This window comes from Paenibacillus sp. FSL R7-0128, assembly GCF_038002245.1.
Taxonomy (GTDB): domain Bacteria; phylum Bacillota; class Bacilli; order Paenibacillales; family Paenibacillaceae; genus Paenibacillus_AQ; species Paenibacillus_AQ silagei.
In genome coordinates, this window is sequence record NZ_JBBOCD010000001.1 from 5540682 (window position 1) to 5556957 (window position 16276).

Here is a 16276-nt window from a genome sequence, read left to right on the forward strand (position 1 = left end):
CAGATACATGATAAATACAAAGCATTGATAACAAAATGATAACCACAACAGTTTTGGACGTAGCATTACGGTAGCACTTGGGTGGACGCTCCGCGAACGGACCGTTGTTACAATCGCTGTGGTCTCCAGATTTTATTTATTTCCCTTAGCGGTGAAAATCCGGAGACCAAGGCGACCGCTGCCGCTTTTCCACAATCGTTCCGTCCTCTCCGCTGTTTAAGCGGGGGCAAGGTTACTACAAAAGGACAATCCGTTACGGACATGACATCGTGGATTGTAGCTTAGAATAGGTTCAAACAACTTCAAACAGCAATGAGAAACTTCGGCAACTCTGAGGTACCCCGGCAACATCGAGTACCTTCCAGTTGTACCGCCGTCCAAACGATGGTTGCACAGCCTACTACAGAATTAGTTGGACAAATGTATCTTAATTTAGCCGGTTTGGAGCTTTTGAGGAAATTAGGTGGATTTATGCTATATATTTTTGTGAATTTCTTCTTTTTGCTCCGACCCCGGCGTAACAAGTGCCTTTTTTCCACCTATTGTCTGGCCGGGTCTCTTCCGCGCGCGAACAAGTGCCTAAAATCCAACTATTTCCTGACGTGAAAGCCGGACTACGCGGGCAATGCAGATAAAACAGTCGCCTAATGCAGACATTGCAGACATGTTACTCCCATCACAAAAAGCAGCGGTTCCCCTTATCGGGAGAACCGCTGCTCGAATCAATGCTATAGACTTGCGGACACTACTCTACTAATTGAGACTGATTATCCGGTAGACTACCACGGCAGCCTGCTCCTTGGTCATCTGGGCCTTCGGCAGGAAGTTGCCGTTCTGTGCGCCTTGGATGACTCCGGCAGCCCGCATCTTCTCTATTGCGCCTGAAGCTTCCGCGCTCAACTGGTTCAGATCCTTGAAGCTATGAACAGCGGCAGAATCGCCCTTCAGTATGATTTGCTCTAGCTGGACGAGCCGGTTCAGCATGACCGCCATTTCCTGACGGCTGAGTGTAGCGTTAGGACTGTAGAGCCCATCTGCTCTACCTTTTACAATACCTAAGGCTCCTGCAATGTTAATAGCCTCGGCATATGGGGAATCCGTACTGACATCCTTGAAGCCTGGAGCGGCTGCTTCAGCCTGAAGGTCAAAAGCATCGACCAGCAGCTGGGCAAACTCCGCCCGGTTTATCAATACCCCGATCTCATAGGAAGCCTCTGCTCCCAGAGGAAGTATTCCTTTTGCAGCCAGAGCTTCAACACTCTCGGCAGCCCATTTGCTGCCCTTGTGATCGGTTAGCTTCACCGTGGCAACCGCATATTGTCCAAGCTCCTTGGTCTTGAAGGAAACATAGCCTGTAGCCGGATCATATTGACAATCCTTCACAACTGTAAGCTTGCCATTCTCCAGCACCCCATATACCGCAAGCTGGTGCGCCCTCTCGCCTGACTTAAGTTCATAAGGCAGCAGCAAGGTAAGCGCCGTTGCGTCAACCGCTGTAATCTTGGCTCCATTTATCGCAAGCGAGAAGTCCAGTACAGCGGCCCCATCCAGGCGGGCCTTCACCGCTGCCGGCCATCCGTCCTGGGCCACACGCTTCACTTGAAGCTGTAGAACATCTCCTGCCTGTGTATCCTGCAATTTCAGCAGCTCTGTATTCAGGCTTAGAACCGCACCGAAGCCGCTTTCAATCTGAATCTCCTTAATCTTCGGCTGTGCGGCGAGACTCTGAAGCGGAAGCCCCAGCCGCAGCGCTTCGGCTCCAGAGGCAGGCTTGACGGCGATCTTCAGAATGCCGCTGTCCAGCGACTGAAGCACGGCCTGGCGGACGGACTCAGGCGTGAGATTCACATGCAGGATTCCTTCCTTATCCGGGGAAGCCTGAACGGTCAGCTTACCGTCTGCGAAGACCGCTGCCGGAGCAGGTGCCTGGGACGATGGAGCAGAGCCAGACGATGGGGACGGGGATGTACCGTCAGTTCCCGCTTGCGGTACCTCTGCTGGTGCCACAAAGGTCAAGATCCCGAAATTCGAGGTATCCCGCCACGTATCCTCTCCCCTGTCATTCCACTTACTCGTACTGCGGGTGCCGTCGCCCCGATCATCATTGATCTGCAGATCAAGCCCGATGGAGCTTCCCGCCTTTGCCTTAATCGTGCCGAAGTCGATCTGCGCTTCCACGCGGTACCCGGTGTCCGTATGGACTACCGCGCTGGTCAATCTGCTATCCGAGGCGCCTCCGCCGAAGGAAGCCACATTATTAATATTAATCCGGTATTGGCCATCATCCCCCTCGTAATAAGGGGTTCTGTTGAAATTCTCATCGATGAAGATTTCCACGGAGTCCTGATCCCATGGATTTACAGCATCTGCCTTCAGAACGGCATCCTTCACGTCTACGATCAGGTAGAGGCTGTCCTCCGACCACATTGATCTGGCTTCTGCGGTGGTGCTGTAAGGCGAGGAAGCCAATTTAACTTCAAAAGGCTTCGCCAGCTCCCATACCGCATCCATCTGCCCGTCAATCTGCACCTGACCCTTCACTGACTCCGCTGAATTAGGCATTGCAGAGAGCTGGAGGACTCCGTAACGGCTGGTATCCGTATCCTGGGATTGGCTTCTATCATTCCAGTAGGCAGGAACAGAACCCGGAACACTGGCGTCACTGACACGGATATCAAGACCCAACTCCGCGCCTGCGGAACCTTTGACGGTTATAAGCGGAATTTTCGCTTCAATGATATAACCGCCCTCACGTTCTGTACTGGTGAAGCTGACTCCTTCGGTCCCGGAGCCCGAACGCGGTAAGCTGATCTTGCGGTCATCCGGCTGATAAGCCGTAGTCTTCCCATTGTTCTCATCCAGGAAAAGCTCAACCTTGTCTTCCGCGTTCCGACTAGCATCGGTAACGTCTGCCTTCACATACAGATTGTTCGTATCCCACAGCGTATGAACCTTGGCAGTTACTGTACTGCCCTGTTCCAGCGGAATCCCTGCTGTTTTGCTCCACAGGGCTTTCCCGGCTGCGCCTGTCTGAGGCGTACCCTCAAGCGATACAGCTACATTATGGATGTCCGGCAGCTTGGAGGGATCAGCCGCTCCCCAGAAAGCAGGCTTCGCCTTCAGCTGCTCATCGAATAACATGGCATGGTTATTGTAGCTTTTCTCATCCTGCACGCCCCAGATGGAGACTGAGGAGATCGTGTCCTTGTATCTCTTGTATAGCTCGAACAGATCATTATAGCGCTTGCCCTGCCGTGCAGCGATATCCGCTGGCAGCGGGGAGGACGGGCTAATGCCCGAATCGACATCCAGCTCGGTGATCTGAATATCCAGCCCCAGCTGGGAGAACTGCTGAATGGTCTTCTCGATCTCCGGAATGGACGGTGAGTACAGGCCATGGTGAGACTGGAGGCCCACGCCGTCAATCAGATTCTTCGCCTTGAGCGTCTTCAGCAGCTTGTAGATATGCTCACGCTTTTCGGGAACCTCGGTGTAATAGTCATTGTAATAGAGCTTCGCTTCCGGATCGGCGGCACGTGCGAATTCGAACGCCTTCTCGATATAATCCGGGCCGATCAGGGTATACCAGGGGGACAGTCTCATGCCGTCCGGACCGCCCCCATTGTCGGCAATCGCTTCGTTCACTACATCCCAGGCATAGATTTTTCCCTTATAGCGGTGCATAACCGTCTCGATATAACTCTGTAGGCGCGTAAGCAGCAGTTCTCTGCTGGCCGGCTGGCCGTCAGGACCCGTGAACATCCACTCCGCAGCATCGACGTGCCAGAGCAGTGCGTGTCCGCGAAGTCCCATCCCGTTTGCCTGGGCAAAATTCACATATTTATCCGCACCGTCGAACACATAAGTGCCCTCGGAAGGCGCAAGGAACTTGGGCTTCATTTCATAGGTGGCTGTGACGCTGTTGAAATGCTTCTTCAGCAGCTCCCCGTAGACCCCTTCCATTTGCCAGGAATACGCTGCGGCTCCGATGGCGAAGCTACCAGCGTAGATGTCTTTTAACGACGGAATATCCTGTTCAATGCTCAGCTCTGTAGCAGGCTGGGCGGTTACATCATCCACATAGAAGGATAAGGTATCGACGGTATCCTCTGTAATATAAGGCGTCTCCACGAACAGGTTCAGCTCGGACGGCTGGTCGCTGTACTGGAAATTCCCCTTCAGCAGATGCCATTGATCCCACTCATCAGCCTTAATGCTAACCTTATCGATCGCATTCCAGCTCTCGGAGCCGGCCTTCTTATACACGGTCATCTGCAGGCTTTTGTCGGCCTCCGGCTTCTCCTTCAGGCGGACATACAGCGAGAACTGGTAGCTCTTACCCGGCCGCAGATGCTCCTTCACACTCAGGCTTGGCCCGTAGAAGCTGCGCTCCCTTCCCTCTACCAGCATACTGTGAGTTCCGGTATTAGCCGTATCCTGACTCACCGACAACGATTCCGGGCCAATCCGGTTCTTCCAGCCCTGAAGCGTTCCGTCTTCAAAATCCGTACGCAGCCCTTCCTCCCCCTCCGGGACGTCAACCGCAGCGGCAGTGATCTTGATATCGTCCACGTAGAATGCGGTTCCTGCTGCGGCTTCTGCATAAATCTCTGTGAAGCCTACCTTATCGCCTGTAATAAAAGTACCTTCCAGATAAGTCCATTCATCCGACCACTGCGTTCCGTTAAATTCTGCTACAGGCTTCCAATCCTCGGCTTCGCCGATTTTGGTATGTACCGTGAATTTGACCGGCGCCGGAGATTTCACCCATGCTCCCACGGTGTAGGCTGTATTCGGAGTCATCTGGTCCGTTAGCAACTGATTGGGCCCTTCCCAATCCTTGGTCCGTCCATCCACATACAGACTGTAGGAGCCTCCATGATAGACTTCCTTCGTTACCGTAAGCTGTTCGTCGCCTTTCTTGGTCCAGCCCTGCGCGGTGCCGTCCTCATAGTCCGAAGCGAGAACAACCGCCGGGCCTCCCTCGGCCGCCGCATGAGCCGGTGTGCGCATAGGCAGCACCGAAGCTGCCAGGACGACCAGCGCCAGCGTGAGGCTCATTATTCGTTTAGGCTTGAGCATCTGTACCCTCCTTAGATTCATCATAATAAAGCGTTTACATAATGGATTATAGCCGATTGGAAATCGTTTACAAATAACAATTTGATAGGATTGATAACAAAATGATAAGCGGGGCTGGGGAAATTAGCGGTTTTCCGCATACACCCGGCCCCCCCTCGCGCCAGCACAATGTAATCGGTTTTTTGATTACATTTGGCCCGCACACTACCACCCAGCGCAATGTAATCGGTTTTTCGATTACATTCGGCCCGCACGGCACCATCCGGCGCAATGTAATCGGTTTTTCGATTACATTCGGCCCGCACACTACCCCCAGCGCAATGTGGTCGGTTTTTACATTTGGCCCGCACACTACCACCCAGCGCAATGTGGTCAGTTTTTCGATTACATTCGGCCCGCACACTACCACCCAGCGCAATGTAATCGATTTTTCGATTACATTTGGCCCGCACACTACCACCCAGCGCAATGTGGTCGGTTTTCCGATTACATTCGGTCCGCACATCACCATCCGGCGCAATGTAATCGGTTTTTCGATTACATTCGGCCCGCACACTACCACCCAGCCGAATGTAATCGGTTTTTCGATTACATGCGCACCTCGCCTGGTCTATGCCCCGGCGGAACCCGGCCGATTTCCTATTTCTACGCAAAAAAGCAGCACACTCCATCCCTCCGAAGTGCGCTGCAAATTATACAGTCTATCATTTACTTTTACTTTGTATACTCTTATCTATTTACTCTATCTTATTACTACTGCTTATTTACCTATCTACGATTCTTTATTTACTCTACCCACTTCACTCCGCATACCTCACCACGACACGTTCCCCCGCCTGCAGCTCAATACTCACCAGACCGTCCGAATCCGGCTTCACCAATAGGCGGTCTTCTCCGCGCGTAATCTCCAGAGGACTTTCTGCCAGAACCCGGCAGACTCCACCAAGATGAGCGGTAACCTCCGCTTGTCCGAGAACGCCAGCGCTCCAGGTCAGGTTCACCTCATAGCCGCCGCGCGCCCGCAGCCCCTTCACTCTACCTTCGCTCCAGCTTGAAGGCAAGGCGGGCAGAAGCTCCAGATAACCCTGGTGGGATTGCAGCAGCATCTCGGCAATTCCGGCTGTAGCCGCGAAGTTCCCGTCAATCTGGAACGGCGGATGGGCGTCGAACAGGTTCGGATAGACACCGCCGCGTTCATTATTAACGGCCTCCGGCTGAACCAGCGTCAGCAGGTTAGTGATCAGCTGCTTGGCGCGGTCACCCTGTCTGAATCTGGCCCATAGTCCGATTTTCCAGCCCAGGCTCCAGCCGGTTCCGCCGTCTCCGCGAATCTCAAGCGAGGTTCTGGCTGCTTCATACAGCTCGGGAACTAACTTCTCCGTGATCGATCTGCCCGGGTAGACCCCGACCAGATGGGAGACATGGCGGTGATGCACATCCTCATCCTCCATATCCGCTGACCACTCCTGAAGCCGGCCGCCTGCACCTACCTGCAACGGCAGCAGCCGCGCGCGGGCAGTCTCCAGCTCAGCTGCAAATTCGCCGTCCAGCCCAAGCAATCCGGCAGCAAGGCTGCAGTTCGTGAACAGCTCCGCGATCAGCGACAGATCCATGGTTACCGCTTCGCTGACGGCATACTTCTTGCCGCCGTCTACGATTTTGTGCTCAGGAGAAGTGGATGGTGAGGTAATCAGGTACCCTTCCGGGTTCTCGATCAGCCAATCCAGGCAGAACAAGGCCGCTTCCTTCATCACAGGATACGCGGTCTCCCGCAGATAGGACAGATCGCCGCTGAAGGCATAATGCTCCCACAGATGCTGGGTAAGCCATACCCCGCCCATCGCCCAGGATGCCCAGACCGGATCTCCGTCGCCGTAGCCGCCAACGGGAGCCGACTGCGCCCAGAGATCGGCGTTATGATGGGCTACCCAGCCGCGTGCGCCATAGTTAATCCGGGCCGTCTCGCTGCCGTTGACCGCCAGCCTCCGGGTATAGTCAATCAGCGGCTGGTGCAGCTCGGACAGATTGCAGATCTCTGCCGGCCAATAATTCATCTCCGCATTGATATTCAGCGTGTAATTGCTGCTCCACGGTGCCCGGGTATCCTGATTCCAGATGCCCTGGAGGTTTGCCGGCTGTGTGCCGGGGCGGGAGCTGGCAATCAGCAGATAACGGCCGTAATGGAACAGAAGCTCTACCAGCCCCGGATCATTGCTGCCGTAGGCGGCAATTCTCTGATCTGTCGGCATGCCCTCCGGAGCCAGGCTCTCTCCCAGATGCAGCTCTACCCGGTCAAACAGCTCCCGGTGGTCGTCAACATGACGGCCAAGCAGCCCGGCATAAGGCTCATTAATGATACGCTGTACCGTTTGCGCAGTCTGCTGCCGCACATCGTAATTCGCCTTCACTGTGCCCGATTCCGCATCGAACGAGGTCGCCGCACTGAAGTATAGAACCGCTTCCGTTGCGCCGGTAACTTGGATACCGTCAGCAGTAGCTTCCAGGCGGCCTCCAGTCTGGACCGCAGCCAGACGGCCGTGGAACTCCAGACTCCGGGGGGACTCTCCACCGTAACGGACCGGCTGATCGACTTCGTAATAATTCGGTGCCACATTTTCAGGAGCATGTCCGGTAATCGTGTAGTGCTCCCCGTCTGCTTCCGAACGGTGGCGGAGCTGACTGTCCAGCTTCGCCCGGAAGCTGAGACGGTGCTCCTCACTGGCCGTTAAACGGACAATGATCGCCTGGTCCGGGTGAGAGGCGAAGACCTCCCGGGTATAGCGGACACCGCCGATTACATAGGATACGGTACCAACACCCGTGGACAAGTCCAGCTTCCGGCTATATTCCCCGTCTATGGTCTGCCCGTGCTCCATCGTAAGCAGCAGATCCCCGAAGGGCAGGTAGGACTGGGCGTAGGGGCCCATCATTTTTTTGCATAGCTGATCCGCTTCTTCATTCCTGCCTTCTGCAATCAGCGCCCTGACCTCAGGGAGAACCTCACGGGCCTCCGGATTATTCCAGTCTGTCTTGTACCCGGACCACAGTGTGTCCTCATTCAGCGCCAGACGTTCCTTCTCGATGCCGCCAAAAATCATAGCCCCCAGCCGTCCGTTCCCGACTGGAAGCGCCTCCACCCAATAAGTGGCGGGGGTATTAAATGAAATATTCATTGCGCAGCTTACCTCCATACACCGTAATTTCTAATCTGGCTGAACCCTTAAATCCTGATAAATCCTGATAACCCTTTCATTATATAGGCATCTGTCAGGAAAGACGAATCCGCAGGCTATATTCCAGAGGAGTGATGAGTGTTACGATGACTTTCTGGCAGCCTTCGGGATAGCTCATCCCGCGGATATCGGCCAGGTGATGCTCATGACAGCCCTGCTCAAGCTCCATCCAGTCCTCCCCTGCGCTATAGCGGAGTGTTCCGGCGGTCCAGAAGGAAGCCTCGCTCATCCCCGGCACCGGCGTCAGCTCGGAGCCCTCAAGTCTGCCCTCGCTGCCGAAGAGCAGGACGATCTGGGTCAGCACATCTGCCGGAGACATCGCTGAGAAATGCAGATCCCAACCAGCTTCCCACTCGCTTACCTTCACGCAGACACTGCTCGTCTGGTTATGGGTAAGCGGCCGCTCTCCATGAGGCAGCAGATACCACGGGCTGCAAGGCAAGCCGGTCCGGGATGGCAGCTTGTCCGCCGGAATGGTGCCGTAATAGCCCTTTCCGGCTACAGACTCCAGACGATAGCCGCCCGAAATCTCCGTCAGCGTATCCATCGTAATCAGTCCAGGCTCGAAGCTTGAAGCCAGCTGAACCCCCAGCAGCCTTGCCCGGCCATGCCGCAGCGAGAACAGTGAGGAAGCTTCGGTCATCACGCTTACACTGGTCTCTCTGCTGCGCACACGGGCAACCGGAGCACCGAATTCCGTATGCTGCTTGCTGTGGCGGACAGGCCCGCCGTAGCCGTCCTGACCGATTCGGCCCATCAGCTCCTGACGATTAAACGTGCCATTGATCACCTTGCGGTAGCTATCCGGCAATTCTCCCGGCAAGACTGAAGCCGCCTGCACCTGCGGATAGAGCAGGAACCCCAGCATAATCTGATTGGGCAGCGAACCCGGATGGATAACCGAGCGGCCTGCCAGCTCCGCAAGAGCAGCGAATTCCGGGTCTCGGTCATGCTCAGCCATCAGCTGGTAGCACAGATAATAGTCAGCCAGCGAGTAGACGCTGCCGAAATCCTGCCGCCCCGAGTAATCGGTGACCACCTCACCATCCGGGTGAACCAGGTATTTCATCATCCGCAGATTCTGGCGGACCGGCTCCAGCAGCTCTGGACGGTTCAGATCCTGCGCGGCGTAATAGAGCATGATATCGCTGACCGTATTGTAAATTCCGTTACTCCGCTCCGTCCATTCGCCGTCCGGCGTAATGTCCATCCCCTCCTGAAGCCATTCCCCGGCTCTTGCCTGTAACTCCTCCAGGGCAAATATCCGGTACAAAGACCCCAGCGCGGCAGTCAGCACCCAGCGGTGATTGGGGGTATGTACACCCCCGGTCAGCATCGCCGGAATCGTCCGCACAAGGAAGGCTCGAATCTGATCCGTCACCGGCTGCAGCGGCGGCCAGCTCTGCCGCTCCAGCAGCGTGAGGATATTGGCTAATCCGACCACGACGAACGCCGTATCCGGCGGGGAATGATAATTCGTCCAGCCCGGCGAGATCGTGCCGTCCTCATGCTGGAAGCGCAGCATGAATGCCATCCCCTCATGCAGCTGCTCCAGCAGCTCCAGATCCCGGTAATACCGGGACTGCGGATTCACCAGGGCTGCCGCCCATGCCGCCAGATACTGGGCCGTGCCGGTATGATTCGGCCAGGCTACACCGCTCAGCGGATCACACACGCCCCCGAAGTACCGGCTCTCCCGGTCACTGATCTGCAGCTCCATGGATTCCGCTGTCCATTTGTCATTAATGTCCGTTATCTTCTTGAACATCTGCTCGACTCCCCTATCTGCCAGCCCTGTTAGGGCATGATTTATACTGAACCTGCACCTGCACCAGCCAATACTGTTTCAACCCATAGCTTCAACCCTTCACGGCCCCGGTCATCACACCCGAGACGAAGTATCTTTGCAGCCATGGGTAGACCAGCAGAATAGGCACCGTGGCGAACACTACAGTAGCTGCCTTCAGACTCTCCGGCACAACCGTGCTGATCGCATTCCCCTCCATTCTCATCATATCGGTTACCTGGCTGTTCTGGATCATATGATAAAGCTTAAGCTGGAGCGGATACAGCTCCGGCTTCGTGATATACATCAGCGTATCCTGGAATCCGTTCCATCTGCCGACGGCATAGAACAGGCTTAGGGTAGCAAGTACCGGCATGGATAACGGCAGAATGATACGGATCAGCGTCCCGAACTGGCTGCTGCCGTCGATCTCTGCGGACTCCTTAAGCGCGTCAGGAATACCGGCCAGAAAAGAAATCAGAATAATCATATAGAAGGGGCTAATAAGTCCAGGGAGAACCAGCGCCCAGATCGTATTGAGCAAATGCAGCTCCCGTGTCAGAATATACTCTGGAATAATACCGCCGCTGAAGAACATGGTGACGACAATGAGGAACATGAAGATTTTACGGCCTTTCAGATCCTTCTTCGACAGGGCATAGCCCGCCGCAACCGTCATCATCATGCACAGCGCTGTGAACAGCACCGTCAGGAATATCGTGAAGCCCAGCGAGCGGATCATCGCGGCATCACTGAACACTTTTTTATACGCCTCAATATTGAAGTCCATAGGGAACAGAGTGACTCTGCCCGAAGCAATCGGGACGGTTCCGCTGAAGGAGACCGCGAGAATATGCACGAACGGAATCAGACATGCCAGCACCGATAAGGTTAAGCAGACCACAATCCATGTATCAAACGCCTTGTTAGCTGCTCTTTCATTCATAATGTACACTCCCGATCCAAAGGTTGATTAGAGGATGCTCTCGTCTGTAAGCTTCTTGGAAATATAGTTCGCCACCAGCAGGAACAGAAGTCCGACCACCGCCTGGAACAATCCAACCACCGTAGCCAGCGTATACTGCCCCGATTCCAGACCGATCCGGTAGACAAAGGTACTCAGCACATCCGAGTATTCCATAACCGCAAGGTTACCAATCACGAACGGCCGCTCAAAGCCAATTGAGATCATGTTGCCCAGATTAATGATCAGCAGCGTAACAATCGTCGGCTTGATCCCCGGAATCGTAATATGCAGAATGCGCTTGATTCTTCCGGCCCCATCGACCTCCGCCGCTTCGAACAGCTCTTTATTAATGCCCGCGAGTGCCGCCAGATAGAGAATCGTCCCCCAGCCTGCGCTCTGCCAGACACCAGTCAGCAGGTACGTGATCAGCCAATAATTTTTGTCAGAGAGAAAAGGAATGGCATCCAGCCCCAGGCTCGTTAACAGGTTGTTAATCATCCCGGACTGCTGGCCAAAGAGCTGGTACACAATCCCGCCGATGATTACCCAGGAAATAAAATGCGGAATATACAGAATCGTCTGAGACAGCTTCTTGAACCAGACCACCTTCAGCTCAAATAGCATAATGGCAATAATCAAGGGGGCGGGAAAAGAAACAATCAAATCCAGAAAGTTCAGCATCAACGTGTTGCGTAAGGTTATATAAAAGTCCTGATTCGCAAATACCTCGCGGAATCCGTCAAGACCAATCCATTCACTGCCACCAATGCCTTTGAAGAAGTTGAAGTCCTTGAACGCAATCTGCACACCATACATTGGACCGTATTTGAAAATAATAAAGAACAGCATGGGTAAGACCAGCAATGCGTACATCTGCCAATTTCTGCGGAAATAACGGGTGTATCCCACAACGATTCCTCCTCCACTGTGCCCCTGAGGCTGTAAGGGGAAGCAGCCAAGAACGGCAGCCCTGCCGCTCCCCTCCCTCACGGACCTCGAATTCAATTATTTCTGCTCGCTGTAGGCAGCCTTGCGTTCATCCAGAATGGCCTGTCCGCCGCTCGACATGTAGTCCTTCAGCATACTCTCATAGGTGACTTCGAATTCACCAGGGGGGACCATTGTAGCTTTCACCATTAGCTGCTTGATTTTATCGCTAAGTGTCGTGCCGTATTTGCTCTCGGCCTCAATCGGACGGCTGGTGAATACCGGCTCAATCGGGTTAGTGGTGGAAATCGTCAGTGATTTCGCGATGATATCCTGATACTGGGTGCGGAAGCTCTTCACGAAGGCCTCATTATTCTTCTCCTGGCTCTCAAAAATCCGTCCGTTCGCAATAATCCCGATATCCCCGCCGCCAGACAGCTTGTTCGAGGATTCGACAGACAGATCCGGAATGGAGACCGGCACGCCGTCTTCCAGCTTGTAATGCTCGCCTTCAATCCCGTTCTGGATATATTGCAGATGACCATCTGCAGACATCCAGTCCAGATACTTCATAGCTTCCACCGCATGCTTGCTGGACTTCGGAATCATGATATACATCCCGTTCGGAGCAGATACCGGCTTGGCCGTCTTCCCCTCGCTGTTCGTGAACGGATCAATGGCGCTCAGCACAGCCTTCGGGTTATTCTTCGTCAGAACATCATAAGTACCGTCAGGGTAGAAGATCGCATCGTTATCATCGCTGAATGCGCCCACAAGCCCGTTCCCGATATTCTGTGTAAGGGTCTCTTTATTCTCATCCAGGGCAAAGTCCTTGCTGATCAGCCCTTCGTTATACAGCTTGTTCATATATTGAATGGCATCCTTGAATCCGGGCAGCAGAATCGGGTAGTCCCGGGAGCTGAGATTCTGCGTAAGCTCGAAGCGCTCCTGCTCAGTAACCGGCTTGATGAAGGACCAGACCAGCGAATCATACTGCGCCGCTGCAATCGTCATGCCCAGAGGAATCACTTTGCCGCCGGTTTCACCCGGATCTTTGGTCTTGAAGGCGGTCAGTGTATTATATAGCTCCTCTGAGGTAGCCGGAACGGGAAGCCCCAGCTTATCCAGCCAATCCTGACGGATGAAGGAAGCATATTTACCTATCGTAGAGCGTTTGGCGGGAATGCTATACTGGACGCCATCGTATTGACCGTAGCGCAAAGTATCCTCGCCAAGGAACTTGGTCAGGTTCTGTCCGTGTTCTTGCAGCAGCGGAGTCAGATCCGTCAGCCCGCCTTGCTCGGCATATTTGTTGAAGGTCCCGGAATCATAGGTGAAGACGATATCAGGAACATCGGTTCCGCTGGCCATCAGAACATTTAGCTTAGTCACTTCTTCCGAGCGGGGGATAGGGACGAATTCCACATTAATATTGTTAGCCTTTCCGAAATTCTCTTTAACATAATTGGTGAGGAAATTATCGGATGCCGTAACACCGGCCGGCGCATTGCCACGGTCAAAAATTTCGATCTTCAAGCTGCCGGCTGGCGCTGCACCGTTGCCGCTTGCTTCACTGGAATCTTTAGACGAGCATGCAGACAATACCATGGATGACATAAGGACCGCTGAGAGACCGAGAGCCAACTTTCTTTTACCGTTATCATTTGTCATATTTCCTATCACCTATCCCTTTCGATTTCTGATTTCAATCAGCCTGTTGTCTCTGTATGATGCTTACGGCTTGACCATGTGATGAATTATTACATCGTTTGCGGAATTCGACAATATACATGTTTCTTATTGAATTTTCATGAAAAATCCAATGAAATTGCAGCATTTTTCATTCTGAATATACAATTATCGCAGGAATGCTTCACGAAAATCGTATCCATAAACCTAAATACATAACTTATACATAACCTTATATGTCATGTATTTGTCGAATCGTTAAACCCCGTCTCCCCAATAATCAAAAAAAGCGCAAACCCGGAATCTGCTGAAGCCGGATTTACGCAGTGCTTATTCATCTTTATGGAGCTTCGATTTGCGGTAATCCCCCGGGGTCATGCCCGTAATACGCTTGAAGACCCGTCCGAAGGTAATGGAATTAGCATATCCAATCTGGAGGGCAATATCCTGTATGCTCTCTGAAGTCGTCTCCAGCAGTTCCTTGGCCTTCATCAGCCGCAGCTCTGCGAGAAAGTCCACAAACTTCATATTGAATTCTTCCTTGAACAGGTAGCTGGCGTATTTCGCAGAGATCTGGAACCGCTCGCTCAGATGATTCAAGGACAGATCAGGATTCGCATAATGCTCTTCTATATAATGCTTAACCTCGGTAATCATCACCCGGTGGCTCTTCAGCTCATTGACCGACACATAGACATGGTAGGTTTCATTCAGCCAGCCGGTCAGCAGCTCCCGGATCTCTTCAAGATTGGTGCTGCCCCGGATGCGTTCCCGCAGACCGCCGCTCCATGCTGCCGCGAGCTGACGGTCCAGCGTCTCCGCTATCCCCTTAAGCTCCTGCTCCAGCGCCTGGAGCAGCACTTCCAGCAGCATATAGATCTCTTCGTCCTTCAGGCGGTCCTTGCGGAAGGAATCGAAGATTTCGTCCAGCCGGATTCGCCAGTTCTCGCCCGACAGGCGGAATTCACGGACCAGCTGGGTGAAGCTTCCGAAGTATTTATAGCTCTTCAATCCGGAATCGTCCTGCTGATCCATTTGGACTGCAGCAATATCTGTTCCCAAGGCCAGCCTGTGACTGAGCACCTCAGCCGCTGCCGCGTAAGAATCCCGGATCTCCCGCCAGTCCCGGACGACCGTACCCACTCCGAAGGTCAGGGATACCCGCAGATTATCCATAATCCAGCGGTGGCAGTCTCTTGCCAGCTCCAGCATCGTATCACTGTCATCCTTCACCGGCTGGAACCGGAAGCCAATAATCATCCCCAGCCGCTCCCCGCTGATCCATTCGGCCCAGGCCTGAAGCTGCTTATCTGCCATCAGATCCCCCAGCACATTGGTTAAGGCGAATTTCAGCAGGTTCTGATCCTGAGCAGGCAGCGCATGCCAGTCCTTCTCCCGGTTCAGCTCGGCTGTGAATACAACGAACGCTTCGAACTCCCTGGTGCCCTCGAAAGGGTCCAGCGTCTCCAGCCGCTCTGCCGCATCCTCCAGCCTCTGCCCGCTGAGGAAATCCAGGAATAGCTCCCGGCGCTGAATAACCAGATTCTCATAACGTTCCCGCTCATAGTCGGTAGTGATCTGCACCAGCCGGTCCAGCGCGTTATGCATCAGGGCCAGCTCATCGGAAGCTACGCCAGGAGCGGCGTCCTGGGCCGCAGGCTGAAGTCCTTGAATCCGCACCATCAGTTGATGGATGGGCCGGTAATTCCGCCGGGTGATGTAGATGATATACACTACGCCCAGCGCAATCGTCAGCAGCCCGAGAATGAACCAGACGTAGGAGATCACCGAGATCCAATCGAATAAGCGCCCGGCCCGGAGTCCGCTCTCGAAGGTCCAGCCCAGATTCTTCGCCTCGACCTTCGAGAGCGTTCTGTTATTCTCGCCGTCTGCGGCCGGAGCAGAATCATAGATCGGTGTCCCCAAGACATCCTTGATCCGCAGGAAGGACAGTTCTCCACTCGTCAAGCTGTCCACTAGACGCTCTACGCGGTACACACTGACATTAATAACAATATAACCGTCGGAGCCCCAAGGAATCGGCAGCCTGCTGGCCAGGCTGATCACCGGCCGCAAGTCCTTAGAGTTCCTGGGCTGAACCATCCGTACAGCGCTCCACCCCTGTTGCTGCTTATTCTTATTCGCAGAGAGCTGCTGCAAATATTCCGCCTCCAGCCCCTGGCCCTGCCCCGGATTCACGTATCCGCTCTGGCCCAGCATCAGCTTGTCCTTGTTACGGTAGACATAGATTGAATCAATCAGGCTGAAGCGTTCGGATAGACGGTTCATACTTTGCACAATTTCATACGAGCTGCCTGCCGGTGAGTCCGTGCCGGGCGCATCCAGGAAGTCATTATAGGAATAGTTATTTCCGATCTCCTGCAGCACCCCCAGCTCTATCTCATTCAAGGTCCGCTCCACCGTATCCGCCACATAGCTGGTGGATACGTAGTTAGCCTTCTCCGTCTCGCTGCGGGACAGCTCCGTAATGACCATGAAGGCCAGGAAGATTAGAACAGTGACTACAAGCAGGAAGACAGGGAAGTATGAGAATAGCATCCGACTATACCAACTGCGCTTCATAGAGCTTCC

Annotated in this window: 7 protein-coding genes; all 7 read right to left on the reverse strand. The window is 53.9% G+C overall.

Annotated features, from left to right (window positions below):
* Window positions 1–753: 753 nt before the first annotated feature.
* Window positions 754–5082, reverse strand: coding sequence for an endo-1,4-beta-xylanase (locus NST26_RS23290; protein ID WP_339310764.1), 4329 nt, complete (start codon window positions 5080–5082; stop codon window positions 754–756).
* Window positions 5083–5882: 800 nt separating this feature from the next.
* Entirely contained in the window at window positions 5883–8255 is a 2373-nt protein-coding gene (locus NST26_RS23295; protein ID WP_340979843.1) for a glycoside hydrolase family 95 protein, read from the reverse strand.
* A 94-nt stretch (window positions 8256–8349) separates the two neighbouring features.
* Window positions 8350–10083 (reverse strand): hypothetical protein, encoded by a 1734-nt coding sequence (locus tag NST26_RS23300; protein ID WP_340979844.1) that lies wholly within the window; start codon window positions 10081–10083, stop codon window positions 8350–8352.
* Between the two features lie 91 nt (window positions 10084–10174).
* Entirely contained in the window at window positions 10175–11047 is an 873-nt protein-coding gene (locus NST26_RS23305) for a carbohydrate ABC transporter permease (RefSeq protein ID WP_340979845.1), read from the reverse strand.
* Between the two features lie 27 nt (window positions 11048–11074).
* A complete protein-coding gene (locus NST26_RS23310) occupies window positions 11075–11941 on the reverse strand; it encodes an ABC transporter permease (RefSeq protein WP_051477937.1) in 867 nt (288 codons plus the stop codon).
* Between the two features lie 132 nt (window positions 11942–12073).
* The gene (locus NST26_RS23315) at window positions 12074–13666 is read right to left on the reverse strand and encodes an extracellular solute-binding protein (protein ID WP_340950985.1); all 1593 of its coding nucleotides are present in this window, start codon (window positions 13664–13666) and stop codon (window positions 12074–12076) included.
* Between the two features lie 348 nt (window positions 13667–14014).
* Window positions 14015–16267 carry an AraC family transcriptional regulator gene (locus NST26_RS23320; protein ID WP_340950984.1) on the reverse strand — a complete coding sequence of 751 codons (2253 nt, stop codon included), beginning with the start codon at window positions 16265–16267 and terminating at the stop codon, window positions 14015–14017.
* Window positions 16268–16276: the final 9 nt, after the last annotated feature.

Coding starts and splice junctions, on each gene's coding strand:
- NST26_RS23295 (WP_340979843.1), bottom strand. CDS start 8,255: ATGAATATTTCATTTAATACCCCCGCCACTTATTGGGTGGAGGCGCTT.
- NST26_RS23315 (WP_340950985.1), bottom strand. CDS start 13,666: ATGACAAATGATAACGGTAAAAGAAAGTTGGCTCTCGGTCTCTCAGCG.
- NST26_RS23320 (WP_340950984.1), bottom strand. CDS start 16,267: ATGAAGCGCAGTTGGTATAGTCGGATGCTATTCTCATACTTCCCTGTC.
- NST26_RS23290 (WP_339310764.1), bottom strand. CDS start 5,082: ATGCTCAAGCCTAAACGAATAATGAGCCTCACGCTGGCGCTGGTCGTC.
- NST26_RS23310 (WP_051477937.1), bottom strand. CDS start 11,941: ATGTACGCATTGCTGGTCTTACCCATGCTGTTCTTTATTATTTTCAAA.
- NST26_RS23300 (WP_340979844.1), bottom strand. CDS start 10,083: ATGTTCAAGAAGATAACGGACATTAATGACAAATGGACAGCGGAATCC.
- NST26_RS23305 (WP_340979845.1), bottom strand. CDS start 11,047: ATGAATGAAAGAGCAGCTAACAAGGCGTTTGATACATGGATTGTGGTC.